General features: G+C 71.9%; 17 protein-coding genes. 12 read left to right on the top strand and 5 right to left on the bottom strand.

Annotation, left to right across the window (positions count from 1 at the left end):
• Positions 1 to 65: 65 nt before the first annotated feature.
• The 8 genes from O7633_RS01490 (at position 66) to O7633_RS01455 (ending at position 9,595) form a co-directional block, all read left to right on the top strand.
• Positions 66 to 1,583, top strand: a complete 1,518-nt coding sequence (locus O7633_RS01490) for a S8 family peptidase (RefSeq protein WP_282325544.1) — start codon at positions 66 to 68, stop codon at positions 1,581 to 1,583.
• A gap of 108 nt (positions 1,584 to 1,691) precedes the next feature.
• Positions 1,692 to 4,418, top strand: a complete 2,727-nt coding sequence (locus tag O7633_RS01485) for a hypothetical protein (protein WP_282325543.1) — start codon at positions 1,692 to 1,694, stop codon at positions 4,416 to 4,418.
• A gap of 214 nt (positions 4,419 to 4,632) precedes the next feature.
• Positions 4,633 to 4,758 (top strand): hypothetical protein, encoded by a 126-nt coding sequence (locus O7633_RS01480; RefSeq protein ID WP_256095694.1) that lies wholly within the window; start codon positions 4,633 to 4,635, stop codon positions 4,756 to 4,758.
• A gap of 218 nt (positions 4,759 to 4,976) precedes the next feature.
• Entirely contained in the window at positions 4,977 to 6,050 is a 1,074-nt protein-coding gene (locus O7633_RS01475; protein WP_282325541.1) for a TauD/TfdA family dioxygenase, read from the top strand.
• Positions 6,051 to 6,076: 26 nt separating this feature from the next.
• Positions 6,077 to 6,844, top strand: coding sequence for an ABC transporter permease (locus O7633_RS01470; RefSeq protein ID WP_282325540.1), 768 nt, complete (start codon positions 6,077 to 6,079; stop codon positions 6,842 to 6,844).
• Between the two features lie 4 nt (positions 6,845 to 6,848).
• Positions 6,849 to 7,670: an ABC transporter permease gene (locus O7633_RS01465; protein WP_074476174.1), complete on the top strand. Its 822-nt coding sequence runs from the start codon at positions 6,849 to 6,851 to the stop codon at positions 7,668 to 7,670.
• Positions 7,671 to 7,695: 25 nt separating this feature from the next.
• On the top strand, positions 7,696 to 8,475 hold the full coding sequence (locus tag O7633_RS01460) for an ABC transporter ATP-binding protein (protein ID WP_282325539.1): 780 nt from the start codon (positions 7,696 to 7,698) through the stop codon (positions 8,473 to 8,475).
• A 142-nt stretch (positions 8,476 to 8,617) separates the two neighbouring features.
• On the top strand, positions 8,618 to 9,595 hold the full coding sequence (locus O7633_RS01455) for an ABC transporter substrate-binding protein (protein ID WP_282325538.1): 978 nt from the start codon (positions 8,618 to 8,620) through the stop codon (positions 9,593 to 9,595).
• 52 nt (positions 9,596 to 9,647) lie between these two features.
• Here the strand turns inward: O7633_RS01455 and O7633_RS01450 are convergent, their stop codons facing one another.
• Together O7633_RS01450 and O7633_RS01445 are read right to left on the bottom strand one after the other, a co-directional pair.
• Positions 9,648 to 9,857 carry a hypothetical protein gene (locus tag O7633_RS01450; RefSeq protein WP_282325537.1) on the bottom strand — a complete coding sequence of 70 codons (210 nt, stop codon included), beginning with the start codon at positions 9,855 to 9,857 and terminating at the stop codon, positions 9,648 to 9,650.
• A gap of 794 nt (positions 9,858 to 10,651) precedes the next feature.
• Positions 10,652 to 10,891 carry a winged helix-turn-helix domain-containing protein gene (locus O7633_RS01445; RefSeq protein WP_282325536.1) on the bottom strand — a complete coding sequence of 80 codons (240 nt, stop codon included), beginning with the start codon at positions 10,889 to 10,891 and terminating at the stop codon, positions 10,652 to 10,654.
• 308 nt (positions 10,892 to 11,199) lie between these two features.
• Here O7633_RS01445 and O7633_RS01440 point away from each other — a divergent pair, with 308 nt between their 5' ends.
• Genes O7633_RS01440 through O7633_RS01430 form a run of 3 tightly spaced genes read left to right on the top strand, consistent with a single transcriptional unit; the run spans position 11,200 to position 12,436 of the window.
• On the top strand, positions 11,200 to 11,493 hold the full coding sequence (locus O7633_RS01440; RefSeq protein ID WP_282325535.1) for a DivIVA domain-containing protein: 294 nt from the start codon (positions 11,200 to 11,202) through the stop codon (positions 11,491 to 11,493).
• Between the two features lie 2 nt (positions 11,494 to 11,495).
• A complete protein-coding gene (locus O7633_RS01435; protein WP_282325534.1) occupies positions 11,496 to 11,813 on the top strand; it encodes a hypothetical protein in 318 nt (105 codons plus the stop codon).
• Positions 11,814 to 11,872: 59 nt separating this feature from the next.
• Positions 11,873 to 12,436, top strand: a complete 564-nt coding sequence (locus tag O7633_RS01430) for a GNAT family N-acetyltransferase (RefSeq protein ID WP_282325532.1) — start codon at positions 11,873 to 11,875, stop codon at positions 12,434 to 12,436.
• A 7-nt stretch (positions 12,437 to 12,443) separates the two neighbouring features.
• On the opposite strand, the gene O7633_RS01425 is transcribed toward O7633_RS01430, so the two are convergent.
• On the bottom strand, positions 12,444 to 15,152 hold the full coding sequence (locus O7633_RS01425; protein ID WP_282325531.1) for a hypothetical protein: 2,709 nt from the start codon (positions 15,150 to 15,152) through the stop codon (positions 12,444 to 12,446).
• A gap of 198 nt (positions 15,153 to 15,350) precedes the next feature.
• Entirely contained in the window at positions 15,351 to 17,069 is a 1,719-nt protein-coding gene (locus tag O7633_RS01420; RefSeq protein ID WP_282328717.1) for an ABC transporter ATP-binding protein, read from the bottom strand.
• A gap of 160 nt (positions 17,070 to 17,229) precedes the next feature.
• Between O7633_RS01420 and O7633_RS01415 the strand changes: the two genes are divergently transcribed.
• Positions 17,230 to 17,679 carry a MarR family transcriptional regulator gene (locus O7633_RS01415; protein ID WP_278134785.1) on the top strand — a complete coding sequence of 150 codons (450 nt, stop codon included), beginning with the start codon at positions 17,230 to 17,232 and terminating at the stop codon, positions 17,677 to 17,679.
• Positions 17,680 to 17,800: 121 nt separating this feature from the next.
• On the opposite strand, the gene O7633_RS01410 is transcribed toward O7633_RS01415, so the two are convergent.
• A complete protein-coding gene (locus O7633_RS01410) occupies positions 17,801 to 18,580 on the bottom strand; it encodes a hypothetical protein (RefSeq protein ID WP_282325529.1) in 780 nt (259 codons plus the stop codon).
• Positions 18,581 to 18,653: the final 73 nt, after the last annotated feature.

Genomic DNA, 18,653 nt, shown 5'->3' with positions numbered 1-18,653 from the left:
TCCGAGTGCGCCGACCGAATGTGGCCGGGCTCGCCGCGTTCACGGCAGTGACAACCATCCTGGCAATGGGAATCGCATCTCCGGCAAATGCTGCGGGCGAGGTGCGGGGAACCGGAGATCCGGGCGTCATCGCCGACAGTTACCTCGTCGTCTTCGACGACCGGGCCGCCGGCGACAGCCGCGCGGACGTCGCGGCCCGGACCGGACGCCTGGCCGCGAAGTACGCCGTCGGGGTGGAACACACCTACGCGCACGCGCTGCGCGGTTTCGCCGGCACGATGAGCCGCGCCGCGGCCCGCCGGCTGGCGGCCGAGCCCGGCGTGTCGTACGTCGAGCAGAACCGCGCCGTGCGGGCGCTGGACACCCAGCCCAGCCCGCCGTCCTGGGGCCTGGACCGGATCGACCAGCGCGACCTGCCGCTGGACGCGAGTTACTCGTACCCGACGACGGCGTCCGCCGTCCGCGCGTACGTGATCGACACCGGCATCCGGACCACGCACACCACCTTCGGCGGCAGGGCCACCTGGGGCACCAACACCACCGGCGACGGCCGCGACTCGGACTGCTCCACCAACGGCCACGGCACCCACGTCGCGGGCACCATCGGCGGCGCCCAGTACGGCGTCGCCAAGGGCGTCTCGCTGGTCGCGGTCAAGGTGCTCAACTGCGGCGGCAGCGGCACCCTGGCCGGCGTCACCGCCGGCGTCGACTGGGTGACCGGCCACCACGCCGCCGGCGTGCCGGCCGTGGCCAACATGAGCCTCGGCGCCAGCGGCGCGCAGGGCGCCCTCGAGGACGCCGTGCGCAACTCGATCGCCGACGGCATCGTCTACGCCATCGCCTCCGGCAACAGCAACCTCGACGCGTGCAACTACTCCCCCGCGCGGGTCGCCGAGGCGATCACCGTCAACGCCAGCACCACGGCCGACGCCCGCGCGTCGTTCTCGAACTGGGGCACCTGCACCGACATCTTCGCCCCCGGCGACGGCATCGTCTCGTCGTCCAACGGCAGCGACACCGCCACCGCCACGCTCAGCGGCACGTCGATGGCCACCCCGCACGTCGCGGGTGCCGCCGCGCTGGTCCTCGCCGGCAACCCCGGCCTGACCCCCGCCCAGGTCGCCAGCGCCCTCTTCGACGCCTCGACCCCCGGCAAGATCAGCAACCCGGGCACGGGCTCGCCGAACCGCCTGCTCTACACCGGCGCCGCGCCGCCGTCCCCCGGCACCGCCACGCTGACCCGGTACTACGGGGCCGGGGACCACGTCAGCTCCACCACCCACCCCGGCGGCAGCTACCAGGCCGAGGGCCCGCTCGGCAAGGTGCACACCAGCGCCGTCGCCGGCACGCACGCCCTCTACCAGTGCCGGGTGGGCAACGACAGGTTCACCTCCGCGGCCGCCAACTGCGAGGGTCAGGTCTTCCTCGGGGTGATCGGCTACGCCTACGACTCGCCGTCGGCGACCGCCAGCCAGCCCCTCTACCGCTGCCTCGTGCGCGGCAGCGGGGAGCACTTCGACTCGCCGGACGCGAACTGCGAGGGGCAGATCGTCGAGGGGCCGCAGGGATACCTGCTCCCCTGACCGTCGCCCGCCCCACCTGCCGACGGGCGGGGCGCGACCCGGTCCCGTGGCCGCGCCCCGCCCGTCCCCGCCCGTCCCCATCTGCCCCGCGCCGCGTCGGGAGGACACATGAGACGACTGCTCGCCGTTCTGGCCGCGCTCATCGTGCTGCCGTTCACCCCCGTCCTGCCCACCGCGTACGCCCACGCCGACGGCTGGTCCGGGCCGCAGTCGACGATCGTCAACCGCAACGGCCGCAAGGTGATCCAGCTCTGCGACCAGGGCGGCGGCTGCCGGACGACCACGCCGTTCTTCATGGCGCTCAACACGCAGAGCGCCCCGATCGGGCAGAACGACTGGTCGTACTTCAACTACCAGGCCCAGCTGGCCGCGGCGAACACGGCCGCACCGGAGATGAACGTCGCGCCCATGCTCCAGGTGCACCTCAACAACACCAGCGACGCGTTCATCGACCAGCTGGCGGGCCGGCTCAACCAGCTCAACCCCCGGCCGTACCTGATGGTCCGCATGTACCTCCAGGACGCGCCGCCCGGCGCCGAGCCCATGCGGATGAAGGACCTCCAGGGCAACGTCCGCGACGACACGAACGGCGCGGGCCACCCGTGGACGTTCAGCGAGGCGTGGCTGGCCTACCAGGAGCAGCAGATCAGCCGGGTGCTGACGCGGATGGACGCCCAGTATCCCGGGCGGGTCATGTCGGTGCTGATCGCCTACGAGAACGGCGGCGAGTGGTTCTACCGGCCCTACGGCTACGACGACACCGCCAACAGGATGCTGGACTGGGGCAGCCCGAGCCTCTGCGCCACCGGCCCGGACGGCGTGCGGGTCTGCCAGCTCTACCCCTGGACCAACGACGCGGGCACCCGGCCCGGCCCGCGCGGGCGGCACTCGTTCTACCTGGACGACTACTCCGCCAGCGCCGAGGCCGGCTTCTGCGCCTGGAGCGCGCTGCCGGCGAGCCTGGTCCCGGGCTGCCGGTCGGCCACCCCCACCGAACGCAACAACGCCGTCCCCGGCCAGTCACCGCCGGCCTCAGGCGCGTCGCGCGGCACCGTGCTGGACCCGGCCGACCTCAACTCGCTGCGCGCCGCCAAATACCACCAGTACCTGTCGTCGCGCAACGTCGCGGCCATCACCCGCCTGCTGGCCAAGGCCAAGCAGGTGACCGGCAACCGCATCCTCACCGCCGTCTTCTACGGCTACCTCTACGGCCTGCGCACCGAGCTGGGGATGAGCGGGAGCAACGACCTGGCGACGCTCGTCGACAGCCCGTCCGTGGACATCATCGGCGTGCCCTACTCGTACGGCGACAGCCGCAGCCTCGGCAACGGCTTCGTCCAACAGGGGCCGCCGGACACCATGCGGCTGGCCAACAAGCTGTGGCTGGACGAGGACGACACGCGCACCCTGCTGGCCTGCGCGCCGGCGAACTGCCAGCCGATCCCGTTCCAGACCGCCACGAACCTGTGGGACAGCATCCGCCTGCTGCGCCGCAACCTGACCACCGCCGCGATCGGCGGCCGGGCCCTCCACTTCCTCGACCTACAGGGCGTCGGCTGGTTCGGCGACCCGGCGCGCGCCGCCGACTCGGAGACCCTGTGGGCGAACCTCCAGTCGGTGTTCCGGGCTGCCGACAAGATCCAGCACGGCGGGGCGAACGCCTACCAGCCGCAGGTCGCGGTGTTCGTCGACGACGTGTCGGCCAACTACCAGCCCGCCCTGACCCCCGCCGGGGAGAACTCGTACGCCTTCGCCAGCGACCAGCTCTCCAATCTGATGGACGACCTGACCCGGCTGGGCACGCCCGTGCGGCACTACCTGCTCAGTGACCTGACCAAGGGCACCCTCGACCTGAGCGCCGTCAAGCTCGCCGTCCTGCCCAACGCCTACGCGGTCTCCCCGACGGTGCGCTCGGCGATCGACACCAGGCTGAAGACGCCCGGCCGCACCGTGCTGTCGCTGTACGCCGCCGGATACGTGCAGGGCGACCAGGCCGCCTCCACCGCCTCGATGGCCGCGCTCACCGGCATCACGGTCGCCAAGGGCACCGGCACGCCCAACCTGGGGCAGAACTACTCGTTCGTCGGGCAGAGCGGCGGGCCGGCGTACCCCCTGACGCCGTGGTTCACCGTCACCGACGCGGGCGCGACGACGTTGGGCACCTACCAGGCGGGCGGGGTCTCCCTGGCCCGCAAGTCCGTCCCCGTCGCGGGCGAAAGCTGGACGTCGGTGTACGCCGCCGCGCCCAAGCTGCCCCTGGCCGCGTTGCGCCGGATCAGCGAGGACGCGGGCGTGCACCACTTCGCGCCGGCCGGCGACGTCGTGGAGGCCGCCGGCAACACGCTGATGGTGCACGCCGGCACCACCGGCACGAGGACCATCCGGCTGCCGCAGGCCATGCCCCGGGTGTACGAGACGGCGCTGTACCCCAGCGACGTCGAGCTGTGCCGCACCTGCGCGCAGCTGGCGAACCTGCCGTTCAACGCGGGCGACACCCGGGTGTTCCGCTGGACCTCGCCCCCGCGCGGCAACTTCGAGCTGCTCACCGGCTCCACAGTGGAGGGCTGGGCGGTCGACACCGACCAACCGGGGACCTCCTCGACGGTGGCCGTCTACCGGGGCGGGCCGGCGGGCGTGGGAACGCACCTGGGCGACTTCCCGACCGCGACCAACCGGCCGGACGTGAACGCGTACTTCGGCATCGGCGGGGTGCACGGGTTCCGGTTCACGATCTCCGGGTGCACGCCGGGCACCCAACTTCACGTCTACGCCCTCGACCCGGAGGGCGGCACCGGCGACGGCAGCACCTACCTGGGGGCGCGCCCCTGCACCTGAGGCGCGTCGGCGGAGCGCCGGGCGGGCGGCACGACGCCCGCCCGGAAGCACCGACGGGTCGCCGCCTCCCGCGGTTCGGCCAACCGCCGTGCCGCGCGGCCCGCCAGGGCCACCGGCTGACCTGCGGTAACGAGTTTGTTTCCACCCCTTGACACTAGGGCTTGCTGATTACAAGATGTCGTCTTGTAAGGCGAGACAACCGGGAGGTGAACCGATGTTGACCAGGGCCGAAAACAACTCCCCTGCCGTCCCTCCGGTGCACACCCGGGCCCGCAACAATCCGAAGCGACACGGAATCCGCTTCGGCGCCGCCGTCGGCGGCATCATGATCCTGTTTTGACTGTGCCGCCCCGAAACCCGCACCAGTGCGGGTCGCCCGACGCTGCGCACTCCACGGTGGCGCCGTCGGGCGAGAAGCTGAGGGGCTTCTGACCCGCCCGCGGCGAATCGCCCTGGCGCGCAATCCAGTGTCGGCCCGCACCAGCGGGGTCGATGATTCGCGCCCGCCATTCCCTCATGGCCTTATCAGCGGCACACCAGTCAATTTCGGGAGTTCCCATGTCAATCCTCAAGCCGATCTCGGGTCCCGCCGCCTGGCGCGGCGACGAGATCGCCGACGACCCCTCCTGGCAATACCAGCTCAGTGACGCGGAGGTCGCGGAACTGGAGCGGGTCGGCCGCCGGTTCGTCGACGACGATCCGGACCTGCGCACCGTCACCGCCGGGCAGTACCCCCTGCCGACCCTGGCCGGCGGGCTGGCCCGGTGGGCCGCCGACCTCGACTCGGGGCCCGGCTTCGTCCTGGTCCGGGGGCTGCGGGTGGAGCACTACAGCGACGCCGTGTCGGCGGCGATCTTCTTCCTGCTCGGGCTCCACCTGGGCAGCCCCATGCGGCAGAACGAACTCGGCGACCTGATCGACCACATCCTGGCGACCTCGGACAAGTCCAGGACCGACCCCACCGCCCTGGGCTCGAAGATCCGCGACAAGCTCGACTTCCACTCGGACAGCTCGGACGTGGTGGCCCTGCTCTGCCTCCGCTCCGCCCGCGCGGGCGGAGCGAGCAGCCTGGTCAGCGGCGCCACCCTCTTCAACGAGGTGCTGGCCCGCCGGCCGGAGCTGGCCCCGCTGCTCCTGGAGCCGTGGTATTTCGACTGGCACAAGCAGGACCACGACGCGCCGACCCCCTACTACACCTCCCCGATCGTCAGCTACGTCGAGGGGACCTTCAGCATCTACGCCGGCAGCAAGATCATATTCTCGGCGCAGGACTACCCGGAGGTGCCCCGGCTGACCGAGGAACAGGTCGAGCTGCTGCACCTGCTCGACGACATCGCCCGGGAACCGGGGGTCGCGCTGGACATGGACTTCCGGCCCGGCGACATCCAGTGGCTGCTGAACTATGCCGCCCTGCACTCGCGTACCGCCTTCGTCGACTGGCCCGAGCAGGGCCGCCGCCGCCACCTGCTGCGGCTCTGGCTCCAGCGCGACGTCGGACGCCCACTCGCCCCGCGCTTCGGGCGGCACGTCGTGAAGTCCCGGTCCGAGACCCGGGACGGGAGCACCGACGACGACCGGGGCCGGTTCAGCATCCGGCTGGCGGCACTGCCCCGATTCGACTGGGGCCTGTAGGCCGGACCGGCCGGGAAGGGAGAGAGATGGACATCGCTCGACGCGGCAGGCCCGTCGCCCTCGGGGCGCTGGGGGTGGCCACGGTCCTCGTCGCCTGGCAACTGATCCGGGTGACGGACACCCTCCCCGAGAACTCCCTTCCCGGCCCGATCCCGGTCCTGCGCAACCTGCCGGGGCTGCTCGTTTCGGCCGAGTTCCGGTCCGGCCTGCTGGACACCCTCTGGACGTGGGCGCTGGCCCTCGGGCTGGCGACGGTCGCCGGAGTGCTGGTCGGGGCGCTGTCCAAGGCGATCCCGGGGCTCGCCGCCCCGACCTCGGTCGCGGTGGACGCCTTCCGGTCGGTGCCCTCGACCGCGCTCATTCCGATCTTCATCCTGCTGCTCGGCCTGGGCACCGGAATGAAGACGGCAGTGGCGGTCTACGCCATCGTCTGGCCCATCCTGATCAACACCATCTACGGACTGTCCGGTGTCGAGCCCACCCGGATCGACGCGGCCCGGTCGATGCGCTTCTCCTGGCTGCGTACCCAACTGGTGGTCGCCCTGCCGAGCGCACTTCCCTCGATCTTCACCGGAGTCCGGATCGCCTCGGGCGCCGCCCTGGTGGTGGTGATCAGCACCGAGTTGCTCGGGGCGTTGAACGGGGTCGGCACGGTGCTGGTGGCGTATCAGCGGGCGGGTCGCGCGGACTACGTCATCGCCGGAACCCTGATCGTCGGCGTCGTGGGGGTCTTCGTCTACGCCGCCATAACCTGGCTGGAGGACCACATCGTGAAGTGGAAGTCCATTGACTAGCGCCGTGGCGTCGACGCGGTCGACGGCGTCGCGGGCCGGGGCCCTGCGCCCGCTGGCGAACCTCTGGCTGCTCGGCGTCCTGCTGGTGGCCTGGGAGATCTACGCCCGGGCGCGGCCCACGATCTTCTTTCCGCCGCTCACCTCGATTCTGGTGCAGTTCCGCCAGGACTGGCTCTCGGGACCGCCCGCCCGGGCCTTCCTGTCCGACCAGTTCTGGACCGCCGTGCTGCCGAGCATGTCCCGGCTGGCCCAGGCGATGCTGCTGGCCCTCGTGCTGGGGGTGGCCGGCGGGGTCCTCGTGGCCCGCAGCCCGATCATCCGGGACATGTACAGCCCGATGATCCGGTTCTGGCTCGCCACCCCGAAGGTGGTGCTGCTGCCGGTCGCGCTACAGGTCTTCGGGGTCTCCGAGGCGCTGAACATCTTCGTGATCTTCTTCGGCACCGTCTGGCTCATAATGATCAACACCGCCGACGGGGTGGGTGGGGTGAACGCCGCCTGGCTGCGCAGCGCCAGCAGCATGCGGCTGTCCCGCTGGCAGCTCTATCGGCACGTCATCCTTCCCGCCGCCGCTCCTCAGATCATGGCCGGCGTGCGGGTCAGCATCGGCGTCGGTCTCATCATGGTGATCGTCTCCGAGTTCTACGCCACGACCGCCGGTGTCGGCTACGAGGTGATGCGGTTCCAGGAGACCTTCAGCTATCTCCAGATGTGGTCGGCCTTCCTGCTGATCGCGGTCATCGGCCTCGTACTCAACCTCGCCACCGCCCTGCTCGAACGCCGGACACTGCGCTGGCAGCGCCGCACCGGCCTGGGCGCCCTGTGAAGCCCGGCCCGACGGGAGGACCATCATGACCCTGACCATCGACAACGTCACCAAGAGCTACCCCGCCGCGAAGGCCGCCCCGCGTCTCGCGCTCGCCGAGACCTCCCTGACCATCGGCCGGGACGAGTTCGTCTGCGTGGTCGGGCCCTCGGGCTGCGGCAAGTCGACCATGCTGATGATGATGTCTGGGCTGCTCACCCCGACCGCCGGGCAGGTCCGCCTGGGTGACAAGGTGGTGACCGGGCCCCCGGCCGGCCTGAGCGTCGTCTTCCAGGACTACGGCCGGTCCCTCTTCCCCTGGATGACGGTCCGCCGCAACCTCGCCATCGCGGGCAAGGCGGCACGGCTGCCCAGACCCGAGATCGCGGCACGGGTTGCCGAGGCCCTGGCCGCGGTGGGCCTGCACGGGGCCGACAACCTCTACCCCTGGCAGATGTCCGGCGGAATGCAGCAGCGGGTCGCGATCGCCCGCGCCCTGGTCCTGCGCCCCGAGGTGATGTTGATGGACGAGCCCTTCGCCGCCGTCGACGCCCAGACCCGCGCGGACCTGGAGGACCTGGTGCTCAAGGTCCGGCACGAATACCAGATGACAGTCGTCTTCGTCACCCACGACATCGACGAGGCCGTCTACCTCGCCGACCGGGTGCTCGTGCTCCAGGCCAACCCGGGACGGCTCGTCCGCGACCTGCCCATCGACCTGCCCCGCCCCCGGGACCAGGTGACCACCAAGCTCGAACCCCGGTTCGCCCAACTCCGCAGCGAGATCTTTCGCCTGGTGATGCGCCCGACCGACGCCGCCGCCTGAGCTGTCGCAGCTCGGGCCACACCCCTTCCGCCACCGCCAGTCGCACCGCCACCGCGGTGAGGTGCCGTCGACCTCACGACAGGATATATCCCTTAATTCACCATCCAGCAGCATTCATGAATGCGTCAAGGAAGAGGAAGAGATGCTTCTTGGGAAGAAGACAGCGGCGGCCCTGAGCGGCCTCCTGCTGATCGCGGCCGTGACGGCCTGCTCCTCGGACGGGGCGGAGGGCTCCGACGACTCCGGGAAGACCAGCATCCGGATGACCAGCCTGTCCCTCTGCAACGAACTGTCCCTCTACGCCCTCGACAAGGGAATCTTCGAGAAGAACGGGCTCGACATCGAACTCGTCAGCGTGCAGTCCGGCTCCGCCGGAATCGCGGCGGTGCAGGGCGGCGCGGCCGACATCGCCTTCGTCAGCCCGCAGGGCCTGCTCACCGCGATCGACAAGGGCGTCGACCTGAAGATCATCTCAGACAGCGGGGAGACCACCAAGGACAGCCAGGGCATCATCGTCAACAACAGCTCCGGCATCAACGGGCCCGCCGACCTTCAGGGGCGGACCATCGCCGTCAACGACCTCGGCGGCACCATCGTCACCCTGGTCAACCGGTGGATCGAGAAGGCCACCGGGCAGAAGTCCACCGCCAAGTTCGTCGCCCTCGGCTTCGCGGACATCGAACCGGCCGTGGAGAACGGCAAGGTCGATGCCGGCGCCGTCACCGCCGCCGACGTACAGAAGATCACCGCGAGCGGAAAGGGCCGCGCCATCGGCAACCCGACCTGGGAGGGGGTCGGTGCCACCCCCAACGCCCTCTACGCGGTGACCTCCTCCTGGCTGAAGCAGAACCAGGGCTCCGCCGAACGGTTCGTCGCCGCCATGCAGGAGGCCGCCGACGCGGCCAAGCAGCCCGCCAGCAACACCGACAAGTTCGCCATCTACGCCAAGTACTGCAAGAAGCCCGCCGAGGACCTCGCCGCGATCCCCGAGCTGGCATACAGCGGGTATGTCGACATGGCCGCCCTGGACAACGCCGTCAAGCTGTTCAAGGAGGCGAAGATCCTCACCCCGGACTTCGACGCCACCGCCGCCGTCGCCGAGTTCGCCCGCGCCCGGTGACCCACCGGCGGCAGGTCCGGCGACGACCCTGCGGACCTGCCGCCGCCTCGGCTCACAGGCTCCAGCCACCGACCGCACCGCTGCCGGTGCCGCTACCGTCGCTTCGGTTGCGATGCTCGTCAAGCCTTCTCCGGGCCTCGGTCGACGCCTGCTGATCGAGCAGTTGGCCGGAGGCGTCGATCGATGCCCGCCGGGAGCGGCGCCACAGCCAGACGGCTGCCGCAGCTACCAACACGATGATGAAGATGATGAGCCAACGCATGTCAGCCTCCGTCCATCGGGCGACACGGACCCGGTTAGCGGCCCGTAGGCAAATCGCTACCTCCAGTATGCGCAGCCCCAGTCAAGCGAGCGGCCTGCCGAGGCGTAGCGGTCTCACCGCCAGGATCGAGGCCGCCGAACACCCGAGCACGTCCCCGCACCTCAGCATCCAGCTTGTTCGGTGACGTGCGGCGGGGCGCGACCGGTCCCGTGGTCGTTCCCCTCCGCCCCCGCCCATCGTCCGAAGCAGCGTCGGGAGGACGCAGTCGCGCTTGTCCTGGTGTCGCTCACCCCGAGCGGGCGGAACGACTGGTCGTGTTCAACTACCAGAGCTTGCCCCTGCACGTAAGGCACTGAAGGACCTGGCGAGCCGACGAGCACGCCCGTCGGCGGCCGTGGGCGGCGGTACGCCCGACGGTCAGCCGACTGAGCCGGTCGGGTCGTGCGGTGGGCCACACGACCAACCGGGACACCGACTTGGTCCCCCTGTCGGCGTTTGAAGGGCGACGGAGCGCTTGGCAGGCTTGACAAGCGTGCAGGTTCCTCACGCATACCGATCATCCGGCGGATAGTTCGAGCACCACAAGAACGCACTTTCGAGGCACTACGGATCGCCACGGATACCTGCGATATGCCGCGCGTCGACAGCGCATTAGCTCCTGCCAGGCCCCGCTTCACCGACCTTGCCCCGCCCGAAGTTGAACCCCGGGCGGGCCGCAGGACGCACAGGCCCCAGCATCGCATTGCACCCTGCGGTTACCCGACTCGTTGAGGTGCCGCCGCCCCGTGTCGGGATCAAGGCTCGCGCATCCAGGTTTCCGGATCGGTGACAAAGATGCCCTTGCCCTGGTGGCGCCGGATCACCCGCAGCGCCTCCAGTCGCACGTAGACCATCTGGATGGTGGACGTGCCGACCTTGTAGTCCGCCGCCATCTGCGCGATCGATGGCAGCTTGTCCTCGGGCTTGAGCTCGCGCGCCTTGACAGCAGCGACGATGTCGTTGGCGATGCGGATGTAGTCGGGCGTTGTAGGCATGGCGCTCCTTGCGTGGCTCGCCAATTCGATCACGAAACGCCCACAAACGACAACAGCCAGTGGTTGACTTAAACGACTAAGCCGTTAGTGTTGGTGCTGGGCCGCTCCTCGCGTGGCAACGAGATCGGCTCTCCCCCTGGTCGGGGCGGGTGTGCACGCCCGCCCCGGTCCTCGGCCGCCCCGCCGCCGCACCTCCCGACCCGGGCGGCGGGGCCGGGCGGGCCGTCCGTTGTCGGCGCGGACGGCCCGCTCCTTCCCCGACCCGTCGCACGGCCCCCGCCCGCTCCCCTGCCCCGGAAAGGATCGTCGTGGCCCACGTGTATCGAGGCGGCCGGCTCTACGGCACGGGCCGGCCCGACCGGCTGACCCCGCACGAGGTGCGCACCTGTGTGTTCGACCCGCGTCGGCGGGGCGTCGACGCCGACCAGGTGCGCGAGTTCCAGGCCCGGTTGGCCGACGAGCTGGCCGGGTTGCACGAGGACGTGCGGCTGCTGACCCAGGAGAACGACCGGCTGAAACGGGCGCTGCGCGACTGGCAGGTCATGCACGCCCGGGAGTGCGTCCCGCCGGACGACGCCCGGCCCAACCGGGGTCGCTGGTAGCGGTGCGCCCGGCCCCCGGTGACCTGCTGACCGTCGACGGCCGGGCCTCGGTGCAGTTCGCCGGGGACCGGGCCGTCGCCTTCCGCGTCGTGTCGGTGCCCGACCTGCCGACCTACCACGGCTGGATCTGGCTCGCCGGCTACGTCCTCGACCAGCGCGGCCTGGCCACCGCCAAGCGCGAGATCTACGTCCAGCTCGCCGGGCTCCGGCCTGCAGCCCCGGCGACGGCGGCCGTCCCGCGTCGCCCGCCGTCACGACCCGCGCAGCGGTCCGCGTCGACCCCCTCGGGAGTCGGCCGGGTCTCCGGGCGACGAAGGTGAGGGCGCGGCGTCGGGAAAACCCGTTGGGCTGCCCGCCGCGCCTCGGGCACGATCGGCGCGTGGACACCTATCTGGACACCGAGCGGCTGGCGCTGCGCCACTTCACCGCCGACGACGCGGACCTGCTGATCGAGCTGGACAGCGACCCGGAGGTGATGCGCTACCTGAGCGGCGGGGAGCCGACCCCGCCGGAGATCGTCCGCGAGCGCCACCTGCCGAACATCCTCGCCGGCTACCAGAAGTGGGGCGGCAACCTCGGGCTGTTCGCCGCGCACGAGAAGGCCGGCGGCGCGTTCGTCGGCTGGTTCATCCTGCGTCCCGAGCCGCAGGGCCCGCTGGACGAGGTCGAGCTCGGCTACCGCCTGCGGCGGGCGGCCTGGGGCAACGGCTATGCCACCGAGGGCTCCCGGGCCCTGCTGGGCAAGGCGTTCACGGAGCTCGGTGTGCGCACGGTCTGGGCGGAGACGATGACCGTGAACCGCGCCTCGCGCAACATCATGGAGAAGCTCGGCATGACGCTCACGGAGACCGCCCCCGTCCCCGACGACATGGCGACGATCGAGGGTGCCGAGCACGGCGGCGTACGGTACGAGATCACCAAGGAGCAGTGGGAGCGGCGGTAGCCGCTGTTCAGCCCTGCGTGGTGCACGCCCGGCGGTCGGGGGGCGGGGTGCCGTACAGCTTGTTCTCCGCCGGGTCGATCGGGTGCCGGTCGATCTCCCTCGGCACGTCCGACGGCGAGTCGAACGCCTTGCGGATGTCGGGCACGCAGAGCAGCGTGAGCCGCTTGCCGACGGCGATGCCGTTGGCGTCGAACCGGATCAGCCCGGTCACCCCCTGGTAGGCGGGGTCGGCGACGTCGCGGATGGCGACGTACACCGTCGTGGGGGTGACCTCCCGGGGGTTCCACTCGCGGCCGGCGGGGGCGGAGAGGTTGCCGGCGATGGTGCGCACCGCCCGCAGGTGCAGCCGGGTCGCGTCGTAGGCCAACCCGACCCGCTCCCCGATGTGCGAGTTGGACTGGCACAGCGACAGCACCGTCCGCACGTCGGTGAGGAAGAGCTTGCGCTCGATGTCGGTCGCCCCGAGGATCCGGTGGCAGTAGGCCAGTTCGCCCTTGACCACGTACGCCAAGGGCAGGTTGTCGGGCGCGGGCCGGCGGGCGGCGGTGTTCGCCAGGTAGCGGTTGACGGAGTCGTCGCCGATGAGCAGCGGCACCCGGCCGCTGCAGTTCTCGGCCAGCCGGGCGGCGAACGCGCCGAACTCGGTGTAGCGCCCACCGAAGAAGACCACGCCGTCGCCGAAGCGGTCGGCGCAGACCGGGGTGAGGTCGACCCCCTGCCGCCAGTACGTCTCCTGGTAGGCGTCGCCGCCGAAGCGGGACCGCAGCCCGTCGCGCAGCGTGTTGACGTACAGGTCCTCGCGCGCGCCCACGTCCGGGTCGACGTTGCCGTACGTGTAGAAGTTGAAGATCCGCTTCTTCTTCAGCACCTCGGTGACGTGGTCGTGCACGAGGGTGGCCTCGTCGATGTTCGGCGCGGAGATCTGGAGGTAGCGGCTGGAGGCGTCGGCGATCCGGTCGGCCGACAGCGTCGGCGCGATGACGGGCAGGTTCAGGTCGCCCAGTTCCTTGATCGCGTCCTGCACCGCCTTGCGGCTCTCCACCAGCCCGACCACGCCGAGCACCGTCGGCTCGTCGCGGGCCAGCTCGGCGAGCATCCGCACCACGTCGCCGGCGTACCGCATCTCCTGGCCCGCGTTGGCGACCACGATCCGCAGGTACGGGTTGGCCCGGTCGTCGTTGGCCTCCAGGTACGCGCGGCGCTGCGCCGCCGCCATGCCCTGCAACTCCTCCCGCTCCCCGGCGAAGGTCTCCTCGCCGGGCAGCGCGTCGGGCTTGGTCAGCGACCCGAAGTAGACCAGGGTGACCCGGGGCCGGTCCCGGCGGACGGCCCACGCCGCCTCGACCTCCCGGTTCTGGTCGAAGATCTGCCGCTGCACGGCGAGCAGGGACTCGTCGCGGCTGAAGAGCTGCCGCCCGTGGTCGCTGTAGCCGATGCACTGGCCGTCGCGGACCGCCGTGTGCACCAGCCCACCGCCCCGGGCCGACGGCGGCCACTCGCAGTCCGCCCGCCACCGCTGCGCCTGCCCGGGGATCTGCCACACGCCGAACGTGGTCAGCACGACCGCGACCAGCGCCACGAGGGCGACCGGCCGGGCCAGCCACGGTGGGCGGGGCGGCACGATCCGCGACAGCCGGTTGCGGAACGGGGTGAGGTCGGCCGCAGGGACCTCCACCTGGAGGTACCAGGCGTTGTCCTCCCGCGCCCGCCGGGCCCGGGGCAGGCCGCTGCGCCACGCCCGGTACGCCCCCTCCACCCCGTCGAGCGGCACGAGCTGGCCGGCGACGGCCGGGTCGGTGGGCGACAGCCCGTCCGGCGGCACGTCGTGGCCGTTCGAGATGACCAGCAGGGGATCCGAGCGGCCCGTCTCGTCGCGCACCGCGTTGATGAGCCTGACCAGGGCGTATCCGCCGTTGCCCGGCGCGAGACCGTCGAGCAGGAGCACCGGGCAGGCGGTGCGCCGCCACGGCCGCAGCCGCCACGGCCGGCGACGGTGTTCCACGCGCAGGTCCTGGAGGAACGCGTGCACCAGCAGCAGGTCGATCTGCTCCTGGTCCTCGGTCTCCCGGGACGGGACGGTGAGCCGGCTGGCGAAGGCGACGAAGTCGCCGGCCGCGAGCTCGGGGGCGAGGTACTGCTGGCGCAGGAACCAGCGGAACCGACGCCCCGCCCCGAGCAGCCACCCGTTGGTCAGCAGCCAGAACGACACGCCGGGCAGCACGCGCAGGACGAACCACAGCAGCACCCCGAGCCAGCCGCCCGGGTCCGGCGGGGCCTGTTGCCCGCCGGTGGCCGCCCGCTGCGAGATCCGCTCACGCAGTTGCCGGGTCAGCTCCCGGCGACGCCGGTTCGTCGCCACGCCGGTCAGGTCCACCTGCATGAGCCCGTCGGCCAGCGCGTAGTGGCGGAACGCCAGCCGGTCCGCGCCGCCGAAGTTCCCGGCGACGAGCCCCGTGTACGCCTCGTGCAGCAGGGCGCGCACGTCCCGGCCGGTGGCGTCGAGGCGGACGTGCGGCACCCGCCGCTCCTCGCCGGCGAACACGTGCGCCAGCATGGCCAGCGGCGACGGCGTGCCGGGCCGGGAGACCAGGCACAGCAGCGGAAGCCGCCAGCCGCGCCGCGCGGGCCGCAGCACCATCGACTCGATCAGCTCCACCAGCCGGTGGAACTCGGCGTACGCCCGCCGGCCCTGCTCGGGCACCCTCTCGTCGGCCATTCTCCCCCGTCTCGAACCCGCCGAAGAATCCGCGCGATCGTCGGTCCCGCCGCCCCGCCGCCCCGCCGGAAAGGAGCACCCCGTCGTGCCGCACGACGCACAGTGAAACCGGTCGCTCGATGGTAGGCGGCGATCGAGGCCCCCGCCACGACGGCGGAGCCTGCCGCCGCAACTGTCGACTTTCCGATCCCGGCGGGATCAGGTGGCGAGAGCGGCGTAACGGCCGGCGCGGTCGAGCAGGGCGGTGTGGGTGCCGGACTCGACGATGCGGCCGTGGTCGAGCACGGCGATCTGGTCGGCGTCGCGCACGGTGGACAGCCGGTGGGCGATCGTGATCGTGGTACGTCCCCGGGCCAGCTCGTCGAACGCCCGCTGCACCGCGCGCTCCGTCTCGGTGTCCAGCGCGCTGGTGGCCTCGTCGAGGATCAACACCCGGGGGTCGCGCAGCAGGGTGCGGGCGATGGCGAGGCGCTGCTTCTCCCCGCCGGAGAACCGGTGCCCACGCGAGCCGACCATGGTGTCGTACCCGTCGGGGAGGGCGGCGATGAGATCGTGGATCTGCGCGGCGCGGGCCGCGTCCTCGATCTCGGCGTCGGTGGCGTCGGGTCGGGCGTACCGCAGGTTTTCGCGCACGGTGGTGTGCAGCAGGTAGGTCTCCTGGCTGACCACGCCCACGACGGCCGCCAGGTCGGTCAGCCGCATCTCGCGCAGGTCGACGCCGTCGATGGTGACCCGGCCGGCGGTGGGATCGTGCAGGCGGCTGACCAGGGCGGCGAGGGTGCTCTTGCCGGAGCCGGTGTGTCCGACGACGGCGAGGCCGGTGCCGGCCGGCACGTCGAGGGTGACCCCGGCGAGGGCGGCGGTGTCGCTGCCCGGGTAGGTGAAGGTGACGTCCTCGAACCGCACGTGGCCGCGCACCCGGCGCGGGTCGACGTCGACCGGGTCGGCGGGGTCGTCGACCTCGACGGGCAGGTCGAGATACTCGAAGATCCGGGCGAACAGCGCCATCGACGCGGTGACCGAGACGCCCACGTCGAGCAGGCCCATCAGCGGCCGGAACAGCCCGCCCTGGAGGGCGGTGAACGCGACCAGCGTGCCGATGCTGAGCGTGCCGGCGGCCCCGGGCAGGCCCGCGCCGAGGTAGATGAACGCGGGGATGGCGGCGAAGATGACGCTCATCGAGGCCATCCGCCAGCGGCCGGCGAGGTCGGAGCGCAGTTCCAGGTCGACGAGGCGGGCCGAGGAGGCGGCGAACCGGTCGACGAGCGCGCCGCCCGCGCCGAGGGTCTTGCTGAGCTGCACGCCGCTGATCGACAGCCCCTCCTCGATGGTGACGTTGAGGTCGGCCAGCTCGCGCTGCCGCTGGGCGGTGATCTCCCGCCGCATCCGGGCGACCCGGCGGGTGAGCCAGATCGACGGCGGCAGCACGACCAGGGAGATCAGCGACAGCCGCCAGGACAGCGCCACCATGGCCACGGCGGTGGCGACGACCGTGGTGAGGTTCGACGCGATCGAGGTGGCGGTCGAGGTGACCACCGTCTGCATGCCGCCGATGTCGTTGGTGATCCGCGACTGCACCTCGCCGGTGCGGGTGCGGGTGAAGAACGCGATGGACTGCCGGTGCAGGTGGGCGAAGACGTCGGTGCGCAGCCGGTGCATGACCTGCTGGCCGACGCGGGTGGAGAGCCACGTCTGGACCACGCCGAGGGCGGCGGTCACGACGGCGACGGCGACCATGCCGAGGACCAGCCGGGCCAGCAACGTCAGGTCGCGCTCGGGCAGGGCCCGGTCGATCACGGCGCGCAGCAGGAACGGCGAGGCCATGGCGACGATCGAGGAGACCACGATGATCGCGGTGACGGTGGCGAGCTGCCAGCGGTACGGGGCGAAGAGCCGGCCGACCCGGCGCAGCGGCACCTGGCGGGCCTGGGCCTTCTCGGCGGGGCTGACGGTGCGGGGGCCGCCCCGGCCCTCGCGGTGGGTGGTGGGTGCGTCCAAGGGACCGCCCTTCGTCGGGAACAATGCTGAGGTTACCTCATCATGAGGGAGCAACAGCATTCTCTGCTACCGTATTCCGGTGAGCGCCGACATCCCGGTGAGCCCCGCCACCGCGGCGGGTCCCGACGAGGAGGGCCTGGCCGAGGGCTTCTGGGCCGTCGCCCGCCGGCTGCGCCAGCTGTCCCGGCAGACCCTCGAACCGTGGCAGGTCAACCCCGGGCAGGCGCGGGCGCTGGGCATCCTCACCCGGCACGGCGCGCTGCGGCTCAGCGCGCTCGCCGACCACCTGCGCATCGCGCCGCGCTCCGCCACCGAGGTCGTCGACGGCCTCCAGGAGCGCGGCCTGGTCGCCCGTCGCCCCGACCCGGCCGACCGGCGGGCCGTCCTGGTCACCCTCACCGACGAGGGGGTACGCGTCGGCGCGGCGATCCACGCCGCCCGGCACGCCGAGGCCGAGCGCCTCTTCGGCGGGCTCGACCCGACCGACCGGGCCCACCTGGCCCGCATCCTGCGGACCCTGCGCGACTGACCACCGACCTCCCTGCCTCCTTCTGCGCGTGGCCGGACTTCTGCGCCCGGCCGGTCCGACCGGCCGACCCCGGTCAGCCCGTCAGCCCGCTTGGCAGCCCACCAGCCCGCCCGGCGGTTCGTCAGCCCGCCGGCCCGTCATTCCGCCCGGCTGCTGGCGAGGATGGCCAACGCCTCGGCGCGTACCCGGTCCGGCTCGCGCACCAGCCTGCGGTGGGCGAAGCGCACCACGAGGATGCCCCGGGTCGCGCCAGCCGGGGCGCCTCCGCCAGCGCCTCCCCGACGCGCGCCGGGGTGGTCAGACCGTCGTTGACGGCGCGGATCAGCGGGGCGGTGCGGTCCACGGCCGGCAGCAGCGGCCAGGCGTCGACCAGTGCCCGGTCCAGCCGGACGACGGGCAGGCCCCGGCGGGTCACCGCCTGCGGCGGCTCGGGGCGGAAGCCGTGCCGGTGGTGCAGCACCAGGTGCGGCGGCCGGGAGCGGAGCCCTGATCGGGCCGGCACGTCGAGGTGCACGGGCTCGTCGTCGGGTTGCCGGCGCACGCCCCAGGCGTGCAGCGCGGTGGGTCCGCCGAGCGCGCCCCGCCCCTGCGCGTACGCCACGGCGGCGCGGTGCCGCAGCTCCGGCCGGAGCGCAGCGAGCCCAGCCGAGCCGGACAAAGGCGCAGCCAGCCCAGCCGAGCCGGGCGGGAGCACGGCAACTTCAGCAGAGTCAGGCGCGGCGAGCCCAGCACGGCCCGGCCGCGTCCGGCACGACTCGACGTAGACGCCGGGCAGCACGCGGAGCAGGTCGCCGGTGTCCACCGCGTGTCGCAGCACCCAGGCGGGCACCACCTGGGTCGCCAGCGTTCGGATGAGCAGGCCGCCATGGCGGTCCAGCAGTGCTCGAAGCGGTTCGTCCACGGCATGGACGGTGTCGGTGACCGTCCCCGCGTCGCAACCCCGCCGGCGGCCGGCTGTGGACAGGGGCTCCGCT

This window comes from Micromonospora sp. WMMD712, assembly GCF_029581295.1.
GTDB lineage: Bacteria > Actinomycetota > Actinomycetes > Mycobacteriales > Micromonosporaceae > Micromonospora > Micromonospora carbonacea.
Note: the sequence above shows the minus strand (reverse complement) of the source record. Positions and strands in the feature narration are given on the sequence as shown.